The sequence below is a fragment of the Spiroplasma endosymbiont of Polydrusus pterygomalis genome (genome assembly GCF_964030825.1).
Classification (GTDB): Bacteria; Bacillota_I; Bacilli_A; order Mycoplasmatales; family VBWQ01; genus Spiroplasma_E.
The window spans coordinates 305,110-327,929 of sequence record NZ_OZ034964.1 but is presented as its reverse complement, the minus strand read 5'-3'; the positions used below and the strand labels follow the sequence as shown (position 1 = coordinate 327,929).

Annotated in this window: 28 protein-coding genes; 14 read left to right on the top strand and 14 right to left on the bottom strand. The window is 21.1% G+C overall.

Features of this window, described 5'->3' with window-relative positions; genetic code table 4:
• Positions 1-90: 90 nt before the first annotated feature.
• Positions 91-1,479 (top strand): hypothetical protein, encoded by a 1,389-nt coding sequence (locus ACQH25_RS01625; protein WP_425381513.1) that lies wholly within the window; start codon positions 91-93, stop codon positions 1,477-1,479.
• Between the two features lie 260 nt (positions 1,480-1,739).
• On the opposite strand, the gene ACQH25_RS01620 is transcribed toward ACQH25_RS01625, so the two are convergent.
• The 13 genes from ACQH25_RS01620 to ACQH25_RS01560 form a co-directional block, all read right to left on the bottom strand.
• Complete coding sequence (locus tag ACQH25_RS01620; RefSeq protein ID WP_425381512.1) at positions 1,740-2,156, bottom strand: hypothetical protein; 417 nt, start codon at positions 2,154-2,156, stop codon at positions 1,740-1,742.
• A gap of 50 nt (positions 2,157-2,206) precedes the next feature.
• On the bottom strand, positions 2,207-5,191 hold the full coding sequence (locus ACQH25_RS01615; protein WP_425381511.1) for a hypothetical protein: 2,985 nt from the start codon (positions 5,189-5,191) through the stop codon (positions 2,207-2,209).
• Complete coding sequence (locus ACQH25_RS01610) at positions 5,118-6,473, bottom strand: hypothetical protein (protein ID WP_425381510.1); 1,356 nt, start codon at positions 6,471-6,473, stop codon at positions 5,118-5,120. The genes ACQH25_RS01615 and ACQH25_RS01610 overlap by 74 nt, the downstream gene beginning before the upstream one ends.
• Positions 6,467-7,948, bottom strand: coding sequence for a hypothetical protein (locus ACQH25_RS01605; RefSeq protein WP_425381509.1), 1,482 nt, complete (start codon positions 7,946-7,948; stop codon positions 6,467-6,469). The genes ACQH25_RS01610 and ACQH25_RS01605 overlap by 7 nt, the downstream gene beginning before the upstream one ends.
• 4 nt (positions 7,949-7,952) lie before the next feature.
• Entirely contained in the window at positions 7,953-9,860 is a 1,908-nt protein-coding gene (locus ACQH25_RS01600) for a hypothetical protein (RefSeq protein ID WP_425381508.1), read from the bottom strand.
• A 43-nt stretch (positions 9,861-9,903) separates the two neighbouring features.
• Complete coding sequence (locus ACQH25_RS01595) at positions 9,904-10,245, bottom strand: hypothetical protein (protein ID WP_425381507.1); 342 nt, start codon at positions 10,243-10,245, stop codon at positions 9,904-9,906.
• A 4-nt stretch (positions 10,246-10,249) separates the two neighbouring features.
• Positions 10,250-10,768, bottom strand: a complete 519-nt coding sequence (locus tag ACQH25_RS01590) for a hypothetical protein (protein WP_425381506.1) — start codon at positions 10,766-10,768, stop codon at positions 10,250-10,252.
• Positions 10,769-11,671 carry a hypothetical protein gene (locus ACQH25_RS01585; protein ID WP_425381505.1) on the bottom strand — a complete coding sequence of 301 codons (903 nt, stop codon included), beginning with the start codon at positions 11,669-11,671 and terminating at the stop codon, positions 10,769-10,771.
• 10 nt (positions 11,672-11,681) lie between these two features.
• Positions 11,682-12,497 carry a hypothetical protein gene (locus ACQH25_RS01580; RefSeq protein ID WP_425381504.1) on the bottom strand — a complete coding sequence of 272 codons (816 nt, stop codon included), beginning with the start codon at positions 12,495-12,497 and terminating at the stop codon, positions 11,682-11,684.
• Positions 12,466-12,747, bottom strand: coding sequence for a hypothetical protein (locus ACQH25_RS01575; RefSeq protein ID WP_425381503.1), 282 nt, complete (start codon positions 12,745-12,747; stop codon positions 12,466-12,468). Before ACQH25_RS01575 ends, ACQH25_RS01580 begins: the two co-directional genes overlap by 32 nt.
• Positions 12,748-12,749: 2 nt before the next feature.
• Complete coding sequence (locus ACQH25_RS01570) at positions 12,750-14,069, bottom strand: hypothetical protein (protein WP_425381502.1); 1,320 nt, start codon at positions 14,067-14,069, stop codon at positions 12,750-12,752.
• 12 nt (positions 14,070-14,081) lie between these two features.
• Positions 14,082-14,618 carry a hypothetical protein gene (locus ACQH25_RS01565; protein WP_425381501.1) on the bottom strand — a complete coding sequence of 179 codons (537 nt, stop codon included), beginning with the start codon at positions 14,616-14,618 and terminating at the stop codon, positions 14,082-14,084.
• Between the two features lie 147 nt (positions 14,619-14,765).
• Entirely contained in the window at positions 14,766-15,149 is a 384-nt protein-coding gene (locus ACQH25_RS01560; protein WP_425381500.1) for a hypothetical protein, read from the bottom strand.
• 223 nt (positions 15,150-15,372) lie between these two features.
• Between ACQH25_RS01560 and ACQH25_RS01555 the strand changes: the two genes are divergently transcribed.
• The 13 genes from ACQH25_RS01555 (at position 15,373) to ACQH25_RS01495 (ending at position 22,143) form a co-directional block, all read left to right on the top strand.
• The gene (locus tag ACQH25_RS01555; protein ID WP_425381499.1) at positions 15,373-16,512 is read left to right on the top strand and encodes an Mbov_0401 family ICE element transposase-like protein; all 1,140 of its coding nucleotides are present in this window, start codon (positions 15,373-15,375) and stop codon (positions 16,510-16,512) included.
• Between the two features lie 692 nt (positions 16,513-17,204).
• A complete protein-coding gene (locus ACQH25_RS01550; RefSeq protein WP_425381524.1) occupies positions 17,205-17,696 on the top strand; it encodes a hypothetical protein in 492 nt (163 codons plus the stop codon).
• A gap of 15 nt (positions 17,697-17,711) precedes the next feature.
• Positions 17,712-17,834: a hypothetical protein gene (locus ACQH25_RS01545; protein ID WP_425381523.1), complete on the top strand. Its 123-nt coding sequence runs from the start codon at positions 17,712-17,714 to the stop codon at positions 17,832-17,834.
• Positions 17,835-17,856: 22 nt separating this feature from the next.
• A complete protein-coding gene (locus ACQH25_RS01540; RefSeq protein ID WP_425381522.1) occupies positions 17,857-17,991 on the top strand; it encodes a hypothetical protein in 135 nt (44 codons plus the stop codon).
• On the top strand, positions 17,991-18,173 hold the full coding sequence (locus ACQH25_RS01535) for a hypothetical protein (RefSeq protein WP_425381521.1): 183 nt from the start codon (positions 17,991-17,993) through the stop codon (positions 18,171-18,173). The genes ACQH25_RS01540 and ACQH25_RS01535 overlap by 1 nt, the downstream gene beginning before the upstream one ends.
• Positions 18,174-18,178: 5 nt before the next feature.
• On the top strand, positions 18,179-18,310 hold the full coding sequence (locus ACQH25_RS01530) for a hypothetical protein (protein ID WP_425381520.1): 132 nt from the start codon (positions 18,179-18,181) through the stop codon (positions 18,308-18,310).
• Between the two features lie 122 nt (positions 18,311-18,432).
• Entirely contained in the window at positions 18,433-18,606 is a 174-nt protein-coding gene (locus ACQH25_RS01525) for a hypothetical protein (protein ID WP_425381519.1), read from the top strand.
• Positions 18,606-19,316, top strand: coding sequence for an ERF family protein (locus tag ACQH25_RS01520; RefSeq protein WP_425381518.1), 711 nt, complete (start codon positions 18,606-18,608; stop codon positions 19,314-19,316). The genes ACQH25_RS01525 and ACQH25_RS01520 overlap by 1 nt, the downstream gene beginning before the upstream one ends.
• 101 nt (positions 19,317-19,417) lie before the next feature.
• Positions 19,418-19,603, top strand: a complete 186-nt coding sequence (locus ACQH25_RS01515; protein ID WP_425381517.1) for a hypothetical protein — start codon at positions 19,418-19,420, stop codon at positions 19,601-19,603.
• Positions 19,604-19,770: 167 nt separating this feature from the next.
• On the top strand, positions 19,771-20,292 hold the full coding sequence (locus ACQH25_RS01510; RefSeq protein ID WP_425381516.1) for a hypothetical protein: 522 nt from the start codon (positions 19,771-19,773) through the stop codon (positions 20,290-20,292).
• Positions 20,292-20,447 (top strand): hypothetical protein, encoded by a 156-nt coding sequence (locus ACQH25_RS01505; protein WP_425381515.1) that lies wholly within the window; start codon positions 20,292-20,294, stop codon positions 20,445-20,447. The genes ACQH25_RS01510 and ACQH25_RS01505 overlap by 1 nt, the downstream gene beginning before the upstream one ends.
• Positions 20,447-20,638 (top strand): hypothetical protein, encoded by a 192-nt coding sequence (locus ACQH25_RS01500; protein ID WP_425381514.1) that lies wholly within the window; start codon positions 20,447-20,449, stop codon positions 20,636-20,638. Before ACQH25_RS01505 ends, ACQH25_RS01500 begins: the two co-directional genes overlap by 1 nt.
• Positions 20,639-20,754: 116 nt before the next feature.
• Entirely contained in the window at positions 20,755-22,143 is a 1,389-nt protein-coding gene (locus tag ACQH25_RS01495; protein ID WP_425381513.1) for a hypothetical protein, read from the top strand.
• A 260-nt stretch (positions 22,144-22,403) separates the two neighbouring features.
• Here ACQH25_RS01495 and ACQH25_RS01490 read toward each other — a convergent pair whose 3' ends face one another.
• Entirely contained in the window at positions 22,404-22,820 is a 417-nt protein-coding gene (locus ACQH25_RS01490) for a hypothetical protein (protein ID WP_425381512.1), read from the bottom strand.

The following is a 22,820-nucleotide window of genomic DNA, read 5'->3' as shown; positions in this document are numbered from 1 at the left end:
TAATTTAACCAAACTTAATATAAGTTTTTAACTCATTGCTTTATTTAAAGTAAATGGGTTTTTATTTTTAAAATAAAGAGGTATAAAATTATGAAATATTTTAATCCAAGCTATTGATTTAAATTATGAGTATTATCTGCACCATTATTTAATTCTAAAAGTGAAGGTATATATGCTATGTCAATTGATAATAATCAAAAGATTAAAGATTGAGCTAGCAACAATACTACAAATTTAGATTTAATGAGTAAACAATTAAATTTATCAAATAACAATCAAACAAATTTTATTAATTATCAAAATTACTCAGATATCCAACAAAATAATAATTTAAACACAATTAGTCCATATAAACATCGCCATGAAAAAAGCAGAAATAAACATAAAAGAGGTATAAATGGTGGAAATGAAATAGAGGGAGGAGGATGAACAGGAAAATTATATTGTTCATTTAAACCTGATTGATGAGAAGAAGTAGTTAAAATAAAAATAAAAAATAGTAGAGAAGATTTTAAAGAAAAGTTTACAAATAAATGTTTTAATGGTGTTTGAATGGATAATAGAATAGATAGTGGGAATATAAAAAATTTAGGTAAATGTATATATGATAATTTTTGGACTATTGCTAATAAATTTATAGATAGTTCTAGAAGAGAACGCATAAGAATTGTTGTCTTAATGAAACATACTGGATGAGAAATTTGAAACCATGATGTAGGTATTAGAATAGATGATAGCAGCTATTATTCAAATAAATATCTTGATAATTTACAAAGAGATTTTCCTATTTGAAATTCATATGAAAAATTTAATTTAGGCATCATTATTAATGATGATGACAATGATTTTAAACAGGCAATAAAGCAAAAATATCCTAATTTTAATGTTAACGAAGTTTCAATATTAAATAAAACTGATTATTCACATTTTAATAATATTTTTTCAGCAAAAATATCTGTGAATATAGATAGTCAATATTCTTTTGGAAATTTAAGACCAACTTTTACTTACATAACCCAAACTAAACTTAATGAATTAAATAACAGCATAGCAAATAACGATAAATTTAAACAATGAATAAATCATATAAATGAATGAAATTCTACTTTGCCTCAAGCAATAGAAAATGCTAAAACATTTACTCCTCAAGCATTATATAATTGAAAAAGAAATGAAAAAGAAATAATTAAAGGTTATATAAGAGATTGAAGTTATATATCAACTTTAATTGAACATGAATGAAAAATAGATGAGTTAAACAAAAATGTACAAGGATTAAAAGTAGAATTTGATATTTTAAAAAATAAAGTTAATGATTTAGATAGAAGAGTACAAAATCTTGAAAATCGATCAAATTCAAATTGTGCTAATACAGTAGCAGTTGTAGGAGGTGCTAGTTCCTTAGTGCCTGTAATTGGACCAATAGCTGGTGCTTTTGCAACTGTTACTTCTGGTGTTTGTGCTATTGCTGGTGTATAATTTAAAAAATCTATTAATCATGAACAACATTTAGCTATTGATAATAAAACAAATTTTGTTACAAATAATATAACAAGTTTATAATTAAAATTTAAAAATATAAAAAGTTACCAATTAAGGTAACTTTTTTATTAGGTGCCAACCTAATAATGAAGAGTAAATAATACATATGTTTGGGAAATTATTATTTTATATACTTACACTAATGTAAGTTAATTTATTATATCCTATTTAATAAAAAAATACATTAATATTTAAGATTATGGGGAAATATTATTTTTGTTACTTATGTCTTTTATTTTACTTATTGCACTAAAAAAATTATTATAATTTAAACTAAATTTTTTAGTTAATCACGGAAATAAAGGAGTTATATCAAATTTAGGGTCTACTTCAAATAATAACTTATCATTTTGTAATTTTATTCTTGTTCAATGTTGTTTAACTTTTTTACTTTTAAGAAAAAAATAACCTAATTTTTCATCTGGTTTATTTATTAAATTAAAATCTATCTCTTTTAAGAGAATATTACATTTTCTATGTATTATTCCATTTTTTCAAATAATTGTTATTCATTTTTTCTTTTTTTTATTAAATTTAATCTTACTATGATTATCAATTTCATAATAAATTATATTGTTTTTTTTTCTTTTAAGATAACAAAAAATATTTTTCATAATAGTTAACAACTCCTTATTAGGGGATTATATCATAAAATAATATATTTTTATCTTGAATTTAATACAATTTTTGAAATTGTTAATGTATAATTTTCTACTTGTCTTATTATTCATTGTTCTTTGTATTCTGGAGATAATGGTTCATTAAAATATTCATGAAAAGTAGCATATAAATAAATTGGAAATATTTGTATTTTAAAATTTAATCTGCTATTATCTAAATTTTGAAAACCTAAATATGTTGTAGTAATATCACTAATACTATATTTATGAATAGTTGGATTTGGTTCATTGCTTGCTGTTACAGATGTAATAGCGGTATTATCAAATAAATTATATAATTGATTAATATTATTAACTTTTTTATTAATTGCAGCCAATGCATAATATTCCATAAAATTACCGGCTTGATATGGGTGTATTACATTATTACTTTTAATTTCTAAATATTTATTATCTTTATAATATCTTAAATCTTTTAAATCAAAAGGATACATTTGTGTATGATTTTTTAAAATAAAATCTTCTTTTGTATTTAAAAAATCTGCTTTTCCACCTTTATATTCGTTAGTTTTATAATCTCATGAAATATATAAATCTATTGACTTATAATATCTTTGTAAATCTTCAAAGCTATTAATTAATAATGTAGGGTCTAACTTAGATTTTATATCTAAATTAATTTCTAATGGTTTAATTTTTAAACCAACATTATTAATTCATTTGTCTTCATTATAAATTAATTGATTATTTTCATTTACAACAAATAAATTTTTTATTGGTAAATCAGCACTATATGTAGGATTATCTGGAATAATAATTATTGATTTTGCTATATTTTGTGGACTTGGTGGTAATATTTTTGCTGGATAACTAAAAGTAGTTTCTTCACTTTCACTATATTCATCATGATTTAATTTATACAAAGTTAATCAGTTAAACATGTTACTAGTAAATAATCCCATATTATTATAACGAAATTGAGCAACTGATATTTCATTATAATCACCTTGATAAGTAAAAGGATTATCACTATAAAATGTATGTCTTTCTTCACCTTGATGTAAACTTTGAGTTACTATTGTATCAATAATATAAGCATAATTTGAACCATCAATAACTCCATTACTTGTTGGATTTCATTGACAATCTTTATCTTCATTTGTAAAAGGACTTGCTATATCTAAAAATTCAGTATCTTCTGCTAAAATATAAACTTTATTATTTTTCTTTTGTGATAAATCAACAGTACTTATTTGCTCTTTTGTAGTTAATTTCTTCCCAGTAGTAGGGTCTCATGGATATACTGATACTCTATCACTTAATTTCATAGTCATAGCAGTTGTTGAAACATTAGCACCTAATAATTTACCAATAGTAAAATCATTATCATTTGTAAAAGCATTTAAAGGAATTAATCCACCATTACCAATAATACTTTCTAAATTAGAAGCAAAAAAAGCAGACATAAAACCATTAAAATATAACATTTTTTTATATTGTTGAGAATTTTGAGTAATAACTCAACTACTTCATATACCTAATGTTAAAGCATTTAATAATTTACCAATTAAAGGAATATCACTTAAAGCAAAAGGTAATCATTGATTACTATCATAAGGCATTTGTATTAATGGACTAAATACTACACTATTAAAATTTAATATTGCTGACATATATTTTTGACTGATTTTACTATAATCAACAGTTGGACTTCCTATAATTAAATGAGTATCTGGGTCTTTATATTTAAAATTACTTGACATATCAACATTATAATTACCAGAGATATTATTTATATTTCATTCACTATCTCAAAAGAATTTTGCTTCTCCTATTGCTGTACCATTACTTTTTATTGCTTTATCTTTATCAAAAGAAAGCATACCTTTAAAATCTTTTGTTACAAATAAATTATCTTGAAAATTTAATGAAGTTTTTAATCATTCTGTAAAATTTTTAAAATTAGTAAATCCAGTAGGTTTTGCATCCATAATATTATAAAATGTAGTTTCTGGATGACTACTTGTAGTTATTTTATCATTTATTCCAGCAAGTAAACCACCATTATTTTTAATATCAGTTGTAGAATGGTCATTATTACCAGCAATAAATAATCTTCTTGAAGCAAATACTTTACTTTCAAATATTTCATCATTATTTTGTTGTATTGGTTCTTGTCCTTGAATAATAGGTCTTCCATAATAATAACAACTTGTTAATAATTCTAATCCATAACTTTGTCTATGACTATAACGTACACCAATATCACACATTAAAGTACGATTTAATGTTACTTTTCCTTGTTGAATAGTAGGGAAAGCATAACCACTACCTGGTGAAGCATATTGTACAAAATCAAGTGTATTTTGACCACTACTTATTACTCTATCATTTAAACTACTAAAAGTTAATACTTGCATACTAAATGTACCATTATATGGACTATAATAATTTGTTACATTTGAAATATATAATAATTGTCTATCTTGATTTTTAGTACTATTACCACCTATATTTTCATTTTCATCATTAAATACAACAAAAAATTGTAAATAATCATCAATTGTAATATGTTCTTCAAACATAACTAATGTATATTGTCTTTTAGTTTGTACTGTTTTAAATATTTGATTATTTGGTAAATTACTAAAATCAACACCACTTGTATCATCAATTAAATAAGCATTTCAATAATCACCAATTTTATATTGTTTTGTATAAAATTCATCTTGTGAAGAAACTTTATGAGTATTTGGATTAATAATACCTTTATTTTTTTGATATATTTTTGTACTATTTTTTCAAATACATACAACTGGAGTATTACCAGTTAATATTAATTCATATTGACCAAAATCACTAATTTTACTATTAATTGGTTTATATCCAGTTTCAGTTAAAGGTATTGCACCATTATTTATAATAAATGGAAATATTTTTCAATGACTTTGTCTTTTAATTAATATTTGTTGCATCTTTAATCTCATGTGAGCGTGTTTCATTAGTTGTATTTGTTGATGTCTGCTCATTATTATTACCTCCTAAATCTTTATTTAATTTTTGATTTTCTTTAATAATATTTTCTAATTTATTTTTAGCCATAAGTTGATCAATATTATCATATTCACCAATTGCTTCAATTATTGTCATTGTGCCATTATTTAATCTTGAATTAATAATTTGGTCTTGTATTATTTGGTCTGTCATAGCAATTGGAATAAATTTAAAACTATAAGGTCTTTCACCAATTCCATTTCATTTATTTTCACTAATAAGTAATAAATCAAAAATACGATAAAAATAAGCACTATAAAATGCTATTTTTATTTCTGTTGTTTCCATATCAAATTTATTATTAAACATACTTTGTGTTTTATTAGTATAAACATCATTACCATGTTCATCATAATCATAACCAGCACCATTAAATATTGCTTTAGCAGTACCATTATAATCTAATCAATATTCATTAAATTTTGGGTCACCTTGAATAATTTGCATACCACCATTACCATTTTTATCATAACCAGCACTACCAACATTAACAAACATATCTTTTTTAGGATTTTCTGCAATATTACCATTTTCTTGCATTTCTTTAACTGTTTCATTATCTAATGCAGCAAATAAAGTAGTAACATTTAATTCACGTTCTAATCTTTTTTGTCTAATTACACGATTTAAATCTCAAATTAAATCTCATACTGGTGTACAATCTGGATAAGCATTTAAAGTAGTTGCATTACCATATAAATTTATTATTGGTAAATTAGTAATTTCAAAAATTGGTATATAATTAAATGGATTTTTAATTTCATAAGTTTTTAATGGAATAATATTAGGTTTTAACTTTGTTCTGGTAGAACCTAAAATAATATCTTTATTATTATCTTTATATGTTTCATATTTAACTTTTCCATTTTGTATTGTTACTCATGTTAAAGTTGCACTATCTGCTTGTTCATTAATAAAATAAAATTCTGCTGCTTGTTCTTGTTCATTATATTTAGCAACTCTACCACAAAAACTATTAGGTAATATTTTAAGTGATTTACTATTATCTTCATTAACTATAATCATTATAAATACTTTACCCATTAAACTATTTTGTAAACCAAATTTATAAAATTTTTCTAATCATTTATCTTTTAAATTCATTTCATTTAAATAATCTAATATTTCTTTTTTACTTGAATTAAATAAAAATCCTTTACCTAATCATAATTTAGTTGATTTTTGAGCAATAATCATAGGTATATCAATATATCAATTACTTTTATCACAACTTAAATATTCCATTGTATTTATCATAATTCATCACCATTAAAATTATTTTTATTAATTAATAATTTATTATTAATCCCATTAATTAATCATTTCATTTCATGCATTAAAGCATACATATCACTATCTCAAGTATCATCATGTAAATCTAACATTTTAAGAGTATTATTATTAGTATCTAATTTCTTTTTATCTAATCATTGCATTAAACTATATTGTCTTTTAGTTTCAATACATCTTTCTCAATTAAAACTAATAATATTTTTAAGCATACAAATTGTTGTAAAATCAATTCTATCATTTAAATATAAAGTTGATTTATCTACTGCTATAAATTTTAATCATGTTATATTACGTTTTTTAACTCAACTTTTTAAAACATCAATAAATACTAATCCACCATTACCATAATCAACATAACAAGTAAAGCCAAATAACATTGCTATATAACGTTTACTTTCATTAATATAATAATTAATAATATCATTTGCTAAAGTATCAGTATCTTTATATTGCATAATAGCATTACTATGATAAAATTCACTTTCTTTATGCGCTCTTCTACCATTTTCATTTTCACCAATAAATCATAATGAAGCAGCAGTTGGATGACCACTACTACTTGTTGCCATACCAATATCTAATCCACCAGTTAATCTTTGTACTTGAAAATCTAATTTAGTACCAACTTTATCAAGATATCTTGCAAATATAGCACCAGTAAGAATACTTGGTACACCATAATATCAACTTTGTGCTTTTATAGGGTCTAATACTTTTAATTCTTCTAAATCATTAATCATATCTAATGTAAGATTATGAGCATTTACTTTTCAATTTGAATAATGAAATAATTTAAAGATATTATTATCAAATACTGATTTAATTTGTTCATTTTTAGATTTCATAATTTCTAAATTAAATGGAATAATATTATTCATATAATTAATATAATATTGATAAATATTATCTGGATTACAACTTTTTATTTTAATTCTTTTTTTAGCATTACCTAATGCAAATGTTATTGCTTGAAATTCTTGTTGACTAAATTCATTTGCTTCTTCACATCATTCAATTGCTAAATTAAATCCTTTTATTTCACTACGAGAAAGACCTTTTAAAGGTATTCTATCATTTGAATTACTATATACACCCATTACTCTAATAAATGATTTAGTGCCTTTAAATCTAAAATCTGCTTGTTTATTTGGATATTTTAAAGTAAAATCTTTATAATCATTAAAATTAATTGTTATTAAAGCATTATATATTTCTTTAACTAAATCATTAATATCTTTATTTAATTTTCTAAAACAATATATAGCAATTGATTTATTCACTTTAATTGAAATAGCAATTAATATTGCTAATTCTTCTGCAATACTATATGTTTTACTAGAATATCTACTTCCACTTAAATTATATTCACTATGAGTAAAATCACTTTTATTTAATAATCAATAACTAATTTCATGTAAATAAGTAAATTCTTTATTCATAATCTTATTCCTGTAATTCTTGTAATTTTCATAAATAACCTTGATCAGTTATTAATTTTATTAATTTATTATTTACAATATTAATATATGAAATTCTTTTTAAACTTGGAAGAAAACATACTCAATTTGATGATGTTTGTGGTTGTCAAAATATTTCTATTGTTTGTGTTGGAGTTTTGCCAAATGTACTCAGACTAAAAGGATTCAAATCATAAAATATTTTATAAAATGTATTTGATTTTAATTGATAAGAAGAAATAGAATTACCACTTAATGATATTGCTACATCTTTTCATTTTGGATAAGGTGTTGGTGTTGGACTTTCTTTTAAATTTATTTCTCATTCATTTTCTCTAATTTCTTTTGTTAATAAAGTTTTTGAATCAATTTTTATAGGTTTCTCAATATCTACTATTTCTGGTGATTTTATTTCTAATGTAGTACTTTTAATTTCATACAAATCATCTGCTTTTAATTCTTCCAGCCTATATATTGCTCCCCCAGTATCTCCCCCATTTAATTTTAATGTTCATTTTGTATTATCATAAATCATATTTAATGAAGCATCACTATTACCTATTTTTCTAGAAGTAATACGATAAGTACCTGTACCAATAGCACTTGCTGATGTAAAAAAGATAACTTCTTTATAACCATTTTGTAAAGGGACACTTGTTTCACTAATTAAAAATACACGATAAAGAGCATGTAAACTAGGTGAAAAATTACTTCATGTTCTATCATCAATTCTTTCACCAATTGTTTTTCATACTACTAATTTTTTAATTAAATCTTTTACTTTTATAATTTCATCATCTACATATTTTTTATCTGGAATATCTAAATCATCAGTAACAAATGGGTTATTATAATATGTAGTTTTTGTAACTCCAATTTTAATGACATTATTAACTAAATTAGTTGCATTTTCTTTATCTGTTTTATTATTAAATATTCTATCTTCATCAACATTACCACCACCAGAAGCACTAATAATATTATCTTTAATAGTAATATTATTTCCAGCAGTTAATTTATATTGTAATTTATCATCTGCATATTTTTTAGGTAATAAAGTATAATCAGTATATTCATCAAAATGAAAATCATATTTATACTCAACATGTTTTCATTTATTATTTGGATTTAAAATATCTGCTAAGTGTTCAGTTATTTTTTTATTTAAAAAATTAGTAAATATTCTTTCTTCAATAATTTTATTACTAATATCACTATTAACTACATGATTTTCTTTATCATATTTAATATCAATAGTTTCTTTTGGGCTTTTAAATTCTGGTACTGTAGTACTTGTATTAATACCCCTAGTATCAATATTAACAATTGGTCTTAACATATTTTGTGGATGAGTAATAGTAATTTTAGTTCTAGAATCTAATGATTGTATATTAGTATATGGTATATATGCATTTAATGGACTATCTTCACCACAATTTGAAATAAATTTATTAAATCAATTATTTTTTTGTGGTTCTATACCTTTTAAATTAAAACCTTTAATATTTGGATATTCTTTAATTTTTCTTAAATAATTAAATACTTCTGGTGGTATAAAATAAGGGTCATCTGGATTAGTTTCACTATAAGTTAATCCACCTTGACTAATTGAACCTTGACCACGTAAATAATCAACATCTTTAGTTAATAAAAATCTAACATAATGAGTAGTTGCTGTTTGTATATTATCTGTAAAATCAGTTGGTGTTATTTCTGGTCATTTTTTTGAAATAGTAAAACCACTTAAATAATCAATATTACTACTTGCTACAGATATTGCAAATCAAATTTCATTATCTGGAGTAGTAACTTTATCAAATAATAATTCATTAAAATATTTAGAATTTTTAAATTCTTCAACTGTTATAAATAAAATTGGGTCTTTAATAGCCATAATAATTTACTCCTTAATGTAAAATAAAGGGTATTTAAACCCTTTAAATTTTAAATTTAGTTGCTTTTTGTTTATCTTTTTCTGATAATTCTTTCTTTTTAGATTTTTGTACTAAAACAAAATTGTCTACTTGTTCTTTATTTACATTAAAACTATCAAGTAATTTAGCAGTTGATGTAGTTTCTAATTGTAAATGATTATTTAATTGTTTAATATTTGCTGTAATAAATTCTAATTCTTTATTACGTTTTAATTCTTTTGCTAAATTAGATTGTTTTGATTTTTTAATTGATTTACCAAATAATAGAAATGCTACTGTGATAAATATACCACTAGCTACTGCTCCACCTATTATTGCTGATATTAATTCTATTGAAAAATTCATTTTTTTATTCCTCCAATTGTATTTTATTTGAATGTTGTTTACATAAATTACATTCTTTTTTATGTTTTTTAATATTTTTATATTGATATATTAAATATGGACTTGTAATAATAATTGGTATAGTTATTAATGCATATTTAATTAATTTTCCATAATTCCCTAATTTAGTAATAAGATTTAAACCAATATGACCAAACATAGGAAATAAAGTTAATATTAAATGGTCTGGTCAAGTAAAATTATATTGATTAGTATAATTACCTATTCCTATTGCTATTGGTATTTTAGGTATTAATCATGGTGTTATTGTAAAAAATAATGTTATTAATATACCTATAATATGACTAGTTATTTTTAAAATATTTGATATTAATATTTTTATTTTATCTATATGAGTACTATTTTTATTAAATCAAATCTTATTTAATCTTTTATATTCTTTATTATCTTTTGAAATTGGATTAATAGTATTTCATATCCCAATTGGTTTAATTGGTTTATCTAATTCAATAATAATTAGCACCTACTTTCATGTTTTATATTTACTTTTATTTTTATAAATTGAAATACCAATATTTTTATTTAAATTATTAGTTTTATGAAAAGTTAAATATTCTTTTCTTTCTACTTTTCATGCTCTACTACCTAATTCAGTTTTTGGTAAAGTTTTAAATTCTTTAAGTTTAAAAAATCCACGTTCTAATTTATTAATAAATGCAGTTGTTTTTAAAACATTAATATTTTTTGCTTGTAAAATATAATAACTTTTTCTTCCTTTAGTAATACTTTTCTGTTCTTTAAGTTGTTTCTTTACATATTTACGAATTTGACTTGGTAATCAACTTCTTAAAAAATATCTTCAAAATATTGTACCAGCACCATTACCATTTTTACCTTTTTGAACTTTCATTAAATTTCAAGTTTCTTCTGGTACATTTGGATAAGTATATACACCATATCAACGTTTATTTTTACTTGTATCACTTTGAAATAAACCTTGTAATATTCCTACTTTTAATGATTGATTAGATTTATAAAATAAACCTTTTTTAAATCATGAACTTGATAATATTACTCAACCTTTATCATCTTTATTATCTTTTTCTATATTTTTACCATTAATATCTTTTTTATCTTCTTTAAACAAATTATTAACTTTTTTTATAGGTTTAAATACTAATTTATCTAATTGAGTTTTTAATTCAGTTAATTCATTAGGTTTTAAAATTGATAAAAGTTTTTTAATAATATTTGGATTAAACGTTGAATATGGTTGTCCAAGTTCTTCTTCACTAACATTTTCACTATCTAAAACTGATTTTAAACTTTGATTTTTACTATATAACTTTAATAAACTAATAATTGCAGTTCTAATATCATTAGTTTCTAATGCAGAATAGATAATTCTAATAATTAAAGGTAACATAATTTAATTCTTATAAATGATAATAATTTTCATCAAATTCTAAATTTGCATTAATATTAACTTCACTCATATTATCACTACCATATTGACTAGTTGTTTCACTATTAATAGTAAATCTATTGTCATTATTTATTAATCTTGCTGTTTCATTTGTAAAACTAGTTTCTTGCATTTCTATACTATGATTTGTTTCCATAGGTAATAAATTATGAATAATTTCACTTATTCCAGCAACAATAGTAGGTACTGCATAAGCATTATTAAAATCATTATTAATCCCCATCGCAACTCCACTACTAATCAAGCAACCACCAGTTGCCATATTTGCTATTTTTCTAATAGTTTCAAATTTATTAGGTATTAATTCAGTAATTCCATTAATAAGGTTTGATATACCATAAGCATTTAAACTAATATATGTATCCCAATCCATAAAAGATTGTTTATCATTATTACTAAATAATAAATCTGGTGGAAAAGGGTCTACTGTTGTTGTAGTAATTGGATTTTCTGTTGGATTAGGATTAATGGAAGAGTTAGTAAATTTACTATAATTTGTTAAACCAATTGTTCCTAATCCTAATAATATTTTTTTACTACTATTAATTAATTTAGTTTTAGTGGTTGGTTTTTGATTCAAGTTTCAAATATCTAAACCTAATTTTTTACCAAATAATAAAGAATTAATACTACCTAACACTGGATTACCTATAAGTTGACCATAATATGCAGAAATACCTATCATACCAGATAATGGACTTATTGAAGAACGTATTATTTTTAATAAAGTATAATTATTTGATTGTGTATTCTCAACATGTGGCATTTTTAACATCCTTTAAATTAGTTTGTTTTTTAATTTGAATTCTAACTGTTCCTTGACAATGAATATTATCTCCTACACATATAGCATAATTATCATGTACATCACTGACAATAAAATAATCATTTCTTAATTTAGGATATTCATCTAATAAAATTGCTCTTATATCATTACTTGTAGTTAAATCTTCTGGTTTAGATGAATAAATAGTAATATGTGCTTTTTCATCAAAATATTTATAAATATATTCCATAATTATTTTTTAGTAAATTCTAATTTTACTGTTCCATAATAATCTTTATTATCACCAGTCATAGTAGCACTTGTTGATGTAATATTACTAAATGTTACTTTACCTTTTTCATAACCATTATTACCAATATTTACTATTACAGTTTCTAATTCATCATTAGTAGGAGTTGCACCAGCCATAGTAATTTTTCCTAAATTTTTATAATAAATAACATCTTGTAAATCTAAAATATTCATATTATCATAATCAGTACTTTGATAAGTAGCATTAATATTAGTTGCATCAACTTTATAATTTTTTGTTCTTGCTTCTTTAATTTCATCTACTGTTGGCATTTTTTCTTGAATTATATACATTAAATTAGGTCTTATTGCTGCAGGTAATGAATATAATGCTTTACCAATAATACGAATATTATCTGTAGCATTATCTAATTTATTTCTTACTTTTGTAAATGAAATAGGCATACCTCACATATATCTGTTATAAACTATTCCAAATAAATTTAATAATTTATAATCTTTTTCTAAATGCATACCAGAAACAGTATCATGAATAAAATCTTGTTCTAAATAAAAACTTTCATAAAATTCCATACCCATAATTTGATTTGTATATCTTTTACCAGTTGCTAAAGTATTTGCAGCAATTTGTCCATAATTTAATAATGTAAATGCTTTTGCTAAATTAAAACTACTATCAATACCACAAGCACCAGTTAAATCTGCTTTATTAATACCAACTGTAATATCATCTACTTTTTTAATTAATTTATTATTTCTTTCTCCAATTGTATAATAAGCATTTAATGCTTGTTCTTTAGTCATATTATTTAAATTTAAAGGTAATACTAATGATTTAGCAATTGCATAATCTTTTGTACCTTGTAAAAATATTAATTCAAAATTTTCTCTTAAATTTCTCATAAATGAACTTGTTCAATTTGAAACAATTTGTGTTGCTACATTTGCTGGTGAAGTCATAAATCTTTCAATATCAAATTCTGGAATATTAAAATCAATTGTTAATTCTTTATCAATAATTAATGTTGTTGTTTTAACTGTTCCTTTTTGTCTTTTAGTACCAGTAAATTCATCTCATATTGAACCTCATAAGACACGAACAGTTACTCTATATATTGCCATTGCTACACCACTAATATTTGCTATTTGGTCAGCAGTAACAGTATTTCTCATAAATAAAGTACTTAATTCAGCAGTTAATTCACCACGAACTTGTGCTTCAAGTACACTTAAAACAGCATTTTCAGTAGGAGAATTACCACCAATAATAAATGCTTTAGGTATTTGTGGAATTGCCATTTTATCCTCTTTCTATTTAATAGATTGAAGTGCATTTCCTCTTGCTAAATTTACAAGTTTTTCTAATTCGTTACGGTCAGTAATACCTGTAGTTTTTGCTTTTTCATTTAATTTTCTTTCTAATTCTTCTGGATTAATACTATTTATATGTAAATCTAAAAGAGTTTTAGGATTAAAATCATTTGAATTAGGTTTATTTTCTTGTTTAATAGGTTCTGTTTTATCAATTAAAAAATCTTTATAATCTTCATTTATTTTATTAAATGCTTCTTGTTTTGATAAAGATTTATAATTATCAGTACTCATTAAATTTTTAATTAAATTAACTTTTTTAGTATCTTTAATATTTGAAAATAATTGTTGCTCTTCAAAACTATTAATTTTATTTTCATATTCTTTTAATTTTGTTTCATATTCACTTAATTTAGTTAATTTAGGTTCAATATCTTTTTTACTTTCAGCATATACTACATTTCTATGTTGTTTTAGTAAATTTTTAACATCATCTAAACTATAATTCTCTTTTTCATCAAAAGTAAAATCACTCATACTTTTAATCTCCCTTTTGTTAAATTTTTATTATTTCACTTGGTTAATAGGTCACTTTTATATATGTTATTTAACATATTCACTTTATTAAATTATATCATTTTTCCCTTTAAAATAAAGAAAAAAACCTATATTTATTATAGATTTTTAATCATTATTTTCTATTTTTCTAGGTTCAGAAATATTAATAATTATATTACTATTATTTGTTTCTATAATTTGATTATCTATTAAATCATCAAACATATCTCTATGATTTGTTCTTAAATATAATCATTCATATTGTGCAACTTTAGTTACATTTTTTAATCTTGCTATTCCTATTTTAAGACATGCTTTATCATATTCTTTAATAAAATCTTTTTGTCATTTTGTCGCTCTTCTTCGGCAATCAAATATATATTTATTATCAACATTTAAAATATAATTTAATTCTTGTTTAGTACATTTTTTTAAATTATCTTTATTTTCTCTTAAATATTCTTGTATTTTTTCTTTATAATTTCCTAATTCTTTTCTTTGTTTTGGCATATTATCACCTTTTAAAATCATTATTAATAATAATATTATAACATTTAGATTATATAAAAAAGAAAAGATAACTAATAAAAGTTATCTTTAAACGTTGCAATAGATTTGCTAGTTATTTCAATCGTTCTTTAAAATTATACTTTAAATTAAACATTTTTTCAATAATAAATTAATAAATTTGTTAAAATAGTGAGATAAAAAATAAATAGAAAGGCGTTAAAAAATGTTTAATTATAAAAATAATTTAGAATATGAAATTAATAGAATTATAACAAATCATGTTAATAAAATCCATGATTTTAATGAATATTTTTTTCAAACTAGAAATAAAAATAGATATTTAGTTGCTAAAAAATGTAATCGTAGTATTATTTTTGAATTTGGTAAAATAATTTTTAATCAAAGAGTTTATTGAGATAAATTAAATAAAGAATATTATTATCCCGTTTATGAAGAGTTTAATATTGATAAAAGAGCAAAAATTATTAATTGATTAAAAGAAGAAATAATATCATATTTGGGAAAAAAGAAAAATTATCAAGATATACAAGATATTTTTAAATATACTTATGTTTCAAAAGTTACAATTAGTAAAATTCATAAAAATATAAAAATTAAAGAAATATTACCACAAGAAAAAATTAAGGTAAAAGATAATGAATATATTTATATTAATGTTGATGATTGTTTTGTACCAGTTTGAAATAAAAATAAAAAAAGAAAATTACAAAAAATTAGAAGTATTTCATATAATACTGGTAAAAAACAAATAAGTAAAAATCGTAATAAATTATTAAATAAAAAATATAATTTTATGTTTAATTATAAATCTAATCCTAGACAAGATTATTTTGAAGATAATCCTACTGTGGAAAGTACTTGAAAAGGATTAATAAAATATTATGATTTTTATAATCCAAAATTAGTGGTAGCAGGTGATGGTGCTGGATGAATTAAAAATTTAGCAAAATATTTAGGTGCTTATTATGTTTTTGATAAATATCATGCTTTAAAATATTTATGAAATGAATATAGACCTAATAATTTAGGTAGAAAATTAACATTAAATAAAGAAAAATATAATAATTATAAAATTGCTAAAAATTATTTTATTAATAGTCAATATGATGAATTAATAATATTTTTAATAAAAACTAAAGTTAATAAAAAAACTTTAAATATTTTTAAAAATAATAAACAAGGTATTATTAATCAATCTGCTAGTTGAAATATAGGTTGTAGTGCTGAAAGTGATATATTTCATTTAGTTAAATCTCAAACTAAAGGTGCAAAAACTTATAATTATAAAACATTAAATAATATGTTAATGGCAAAAGTTAATTATTTAAATAATAGAATTTAATTTTTTAAAATTTAATTTTTTTAAAAACTAATTTTAATAAATTAGAATTTTTATATTAATTAAATTAAATATGATTACATATTTTATTTTTTTATGATATAATTAAAGTAACAAATATTTAGATTTGCTAGTTTTATTGTTTGAAGTTAGAAAATCTATCCGTTATATTAATTCGTCTATTATAGAGCGCATTAACTTAATAGATAGATTTAAAAATAACAAGAACGATATAACTAAAATCGTTCTTTTTTTGTTAAAGAAAGAAATCTATATTTTGTTAAAAATTAAAACTTAATACACTGTCGTAGAAGTCTAATTGTGAGTACTTTATGTAAATACTTCTATATCAGAATAAAAGAGTAATTTATTAATTTTTATTGAATTGTTATTGTATGAAATTGAAATTAAGTTTATATAGAAATGCAATAATCATAAACCCTGTTCTTTAATTATTAATAAATTATTACATATAAAGGGGGTTATATATTATATACACACCTTACCAATTATATATTAACATAAAATAAATTAATTATTAAATATATATTTTTATTTACGTATATGTGCTTCACTTATCCAGAGTGAAAGCACAATATATTACATATACGAATTAATAAAAATATATATAAGCCTTTTATCACTGTGGTGATAAGGCTTATACGTAAAAAATACGTAATAGAAAGGAATATTATATGCCAAATATTAGTTTAGATTTAAAAAGTAAAATAGTAGAAACAAATAATGGTGGAATATTATTAGAAATTGGTGAATATGAAACATGATTTCCTAAACAATATACTACTATTGATGAAAAAAATAAAAAAATAGCATTAAAAATAATTGAAGATTTTAATTATAAATTAGGTAAAAAATCTATTAAAAATAATATTCAAAGTATTAAAGGTAGTGATATTTTAAAATATATTAAAAATATTCCAGATATTATTACAAATGAAAATGAATTAATATCTTGTGAATTTTATGAGCAATATAATGGTTATTATATTTTTATAAATGATAAAAATCAAAAATGTTTTAAATATAACATTACATGAGAAGAAAATAGAAAAAGTTTTAAAATAAATAATCCATATAATCATAATGATTTAGCAATAAATTATATTGTTACACCAATAAAAGATTTAGAAACTCATAATAATAAAATATTTTACTTAAATTATTAAAAAGGAAAAATAAAAATGAAAAAAATAATTAAAAAAATATATGAAAAGAAAACTACATTAATAATAATAAATATAATAGCAATAATACTAATAATAGTAATAACAATAGGATTAATATATGCATTTACAAGAAATTAAAAAAAGAAAGGAATAAATAATTATGTTTAATTTAAAAAAAATATATTTAAAAAATGAAATAAAAATATTTGGTTCATGTGATATTTGTCATAAAAATTCATCATTTACAAATAGAACTTGTAATAAATGTTTTTGAATATTAATAGGTAAAAAATAATGAAATGTAATATACATAATGAAATATATATATGAATTAGTGAAATAGATAATAGTTATTATTGTAATCAAGATATTAATGAATTAATTGAAAATGATATGTATTTAACAAGTGATAATTATGATAGATTATATAACTATTTTATTAATTTATTAGAATTAGAAAATTTTAAAGGAGCATAAATAATATGGATGATTATAATTTTATTTCAAGAGAAAAATTTATTAATTTTTTAGAAGAAAGTGAAAAAAATGGATATGAATTAATTAATATTAGATGATTAAAAAAAGAAATAGAAGATGGAGAGTTTATAGATTAATGAAAAAACAAAATATGCCAAAATGAGCAAATGATTTACAAATGTTTTTTAAAGATATTGAAAATGGTGTATATGGAGACAGTATTAAAAATGCATTTAAAAAAGAAAGTAGTGAATAAATAATGCCAGCACATAAGAAAAAAATAGAAGATTTAATTACTAAACAATTTATTATTAGACTGACTAAAATTGAGCATTATGAATTAAAAAAACTTTGTGTAAAAGAAGAAGTTACTATTAATAATTTTGTAAGAAATTTAATTAAAAATGAAATAACTAGAAAGAGTGATAAATAATGAATTTATATAAAAAAATACTTAAATTACAATTAGAAATTGGAAGTACACCAAAAAATGGTTTTAATAAATTTGGTAATTATAAATATTGATTATTAAGTGATATTTTTAATAAAGTTAAAGGATTATGTAAAGAATTTAATATTGTTATTATACATGAAGATATATTAACTATGGATAAAAAAATAAATTATTTAGATAAAAATGAAGTAGAAATATCTTATTTTAAAAGATATACAATTATAGATTTAGATAATGATAAAGAAAGTAAATATTTTGATATATTAGCATGTGCTAAAAATACAGATATAGCAAAAGCAAAAGGTAGTGCAGAAACTTATGCTTATAGATATTTTTTAATGAATTTATTATTATTAAGTGAAGATGAATTAGATCCAGATAATGATGATATTAATTTAATACAAAATAATAATAAATATCAAAATAATAATGTAAAAATACAAAATGAAAAATGAGAACCAAGTGAAAGACAATTAGATTATTTTGATAAATACATGATTACAAATACAGTTTTATTTGATGAATATATAAGAGAAGATATGGAAAAATTAAATCCAAATAATACTAAAGATTTTTTAATATTAATGGGTGAAAATTATTTAAAAACTTTATTTGATAAATTAAAAGAAATTAGAGAAAGATTTAAAAATTTAAAAAATAATAAAAGTGAATATAAAAATTATGAATAAATGTAAATATTGTCATAAGAGAATTTGATTAACTGAAAATTGATGTATGAAATGTTTAGAAAAAATAGTTAATAATTTAACTAAAAATAAGGAGAATAAAAATGACTAAACATGAATTTAATGAAAAATATAAGAAATACGGAATTAATATTGATAGAGACTTAGACTTATATGTTAATGATACATTTAAGTTTTCAAAAGTTGATATTTTAACAAAAGCAATTGAAGATTATAAGGATTTTATTAACTCTATACCAGTTGAATTAAGAAATTTTATAATTAATTAATGAAAGAAGGTATTATTAATGATTAATATTAAATCATATCATTGTTATTGTTGTTATATTAGAAAAACTTGTCACAAATCATATCTTCTACAAATAAAAATAATTGAAAAAATTAATAAAAGAATTTTACGAACTAAAATAAAATATCATGGAAAGAAGCATTAATAATGACTAATTATTTACTTTCAATTGATCCCTCAATAACAAATACTGGAATAACTTTATGAGAAAATAAAAAACCAATTTTAGTAACAAGTTATAGTTTTAAAAAATTTAATAATGATGAATGAAAAGAATTTAAACATGCAATATATAGAGACCATTTTTGAGAAACAAATTTAATTATAGAACGTGGAACTTTTAATTCAAAAAATGGTATTGGATATGAAACACAAGAACATCTTAGGGGATTTATTGCTGGTCAATTTAATAAATTATTAACAAAAAATATGTTAATAAGTCCTAGTGAATGACAAAATTGATATTTAAAATATGATAAATATGCTTATGGTATGGCATTTGCAAATGGTGTTAGTAATAAAAAAGAAAATTATTGAGATAAAAATAATTCATTAATAATAGGAAATAGATTAATTAAAGATAATAATTGAAATATAAAAGTTAATAATCATGATGAAGCAGATAGTTTATTAATTGGCTGATATTATTTAAATAAAGAAAATAAATAATGAGTAAAGCAAAAATAAAAGAATTACATACACAATCATTATGTGATAATTGAGGGAGAATAATAGTGAAAATTAAATGAAAGAAAATGGGTAAGAAAAAATTACATAAACATAAATTAAAAATTGAAAGAAATAAAAGAAAAGAGAATAAATAATGCAAAAACAAAAACAAGAAAAAGTATTACTTAAATGTATTGTTAAAGAATGTAATAGTAAAATATTAGTTACTTTAAAAACTTTAGATATAGAAAGTAGTGCAGAACAATTTTTTAATATGTGTTATTTTCATAAAAAACAATTTAAAAGTAAAGTTAAAGAAATAAAAGAATATTATAAAAAAGTTTAAACAAGTATAAAAAAAATAATGATGTATAATTTAACCAAACTTAATATAAGTTTTTAACTCATTGCTTTATTTAAAGTAAATGGGTTTTTATTTTTAAAATAAAGAGGTATAAAATTATGAAATATTTTAATCCAAGCTATTGATTTAAATTATGAGTATTATCTGCACCATTATTTAATTCTAAAAGTGAAGGTATATATGCTATGTCAATTGATAATAATCAAAAGATTAAAGATTGAGCTAGCAACAATACTACAAATTTAGATTTAATGAGTAAACAATTAAATTTATCAAATAACAATCAAACAAATTTTATTAATTATCAAAATTACTCAGATATCCAACAAAATAATAATTTAAACACAATTAGTCCATATAAACATCGCCATGAAAAAAGCAGAAATAAACATAAAAGAGGTATAAATGGTGGAAATGAAATAGAGGGAGGAGGATGAACAGGAAAATTATATTGTTCATTTAAACCTGATTGATGAGAAGAAGTAGTTAAAATAAAAATAAAAAATAGTAGAGAAGATTTTAAAGAAAAGTTTACAAATAAATGTTTTAATGGTGTTTGAATGGATAATAGAATAGATAGTGGGAATATAAAAAATTTAGGTAAATGTATATATGATAATTTTTGGACTATTGCTAATAAATTTATAGATAGTTCTAGAAGAGAACGCATAAGAATTGTTGTCTTAATGAAACATACTGGATGAGAAATTTGAAACCATGATGTAGGTATTAGAATAGATGATAGCAGCTATTATTCAAATAAATATCTTGATAATTTACAAAGAGATTTTCCTATTTGAAATTCATATGAAAAATTTAATTTAGGCATCATTATTAATGATGATGACAATGATTTTAAACAGGCAATAAAGCAAAAATATCCTAATTTTAATGTTAACGAAGTTTCAATATTAAATAAAACTGATTATTCACATTTTAATAATATTTTTTCAGCAAAAATATCTGTGAATATAGATAGTCAATATTCTTTTGGAAATTTAAGACCAACTTTTACTTACATAACCCAAACTAAACTTAATGAATTAAATAACAGCATAGCAAATAACGATAAATTTAAACAATGAATAAATCATATAAATGAATGAAATTCTACTTTGCCTCAAGCAATAGAAAATGCTAAAACATTTACTCCTCAAGCATTATATAATTGAAAAAGAAATGAAAAAGAAATAATTAAAGGTTATATAAGAGATTGAAGTTATATATCAACTTTAATTGAACATGAATGAAAAATAGATGAGTTAAACAAAAATGTACAAGGATTAAAAGTAGAATTTGATATTTTAAAAAATAAAGTTAATGATTTAGATAGAAGAGTACAAAATCTTGAAAATCGATCAAATTCAAATTGTGCTAATACAGTAGCAGTTGTAGGAGGTGCTAGTTCCTTAGTGCCTGTAATTGGACCAATAGCTGGTGCTTTTGCAACTGTTACTTCTGGTGTTTGTGCTATTGCTGGTGTATAATTTAAAAAATCTATTAATCATGAACAACATTTAGCTATTGATAATAAAACAAATTTTGTTACAAATAATATAACAAGTTTATAATTAAAATTTAAAAATATAAAAAGTTACCAATTAAGGTAACTTTTTTATTAGGTGCCAACCTAATAATGAAGAGTAAATAATACATATGTTTGGGAAATTATTATTTTATATACTTACACTAATGTAAGTTAATTTATTATATCCTATTTAATAAAAAAATACATTAATATTTAAGATTATGGGGAAATATTATTTTTGTTACTTATGTCTTTTATTTTACTTATTGCACTAAAAAAATTATTATAATTTAAACTAAATTTTTTAGTTAATCACGGAAATAAAGGAGTTATATCAAATTTAGGGTCTACTTCAAATAATAACTTATCATTTTGTAATTTTATTCTTGTTCAATGTTGTTTAACTTTTTTACTTTTAAGAAAAAAATAACCTAATTTTTCATCTGGTTTATTTATTAAATTAAAATCTATCTCTTTTAAGAGAATATTACATTTTCTATGTATTATTCCATTTTTTCAAATAATTGTTATTCATTTTTTCTTTTTTTTATTAAATTTAATCTTACTATGATTATCAATTTCATAATAAATTATATTGTTTTTTTTTCTTTTAAGATAACAAAAAATATTTTTCAT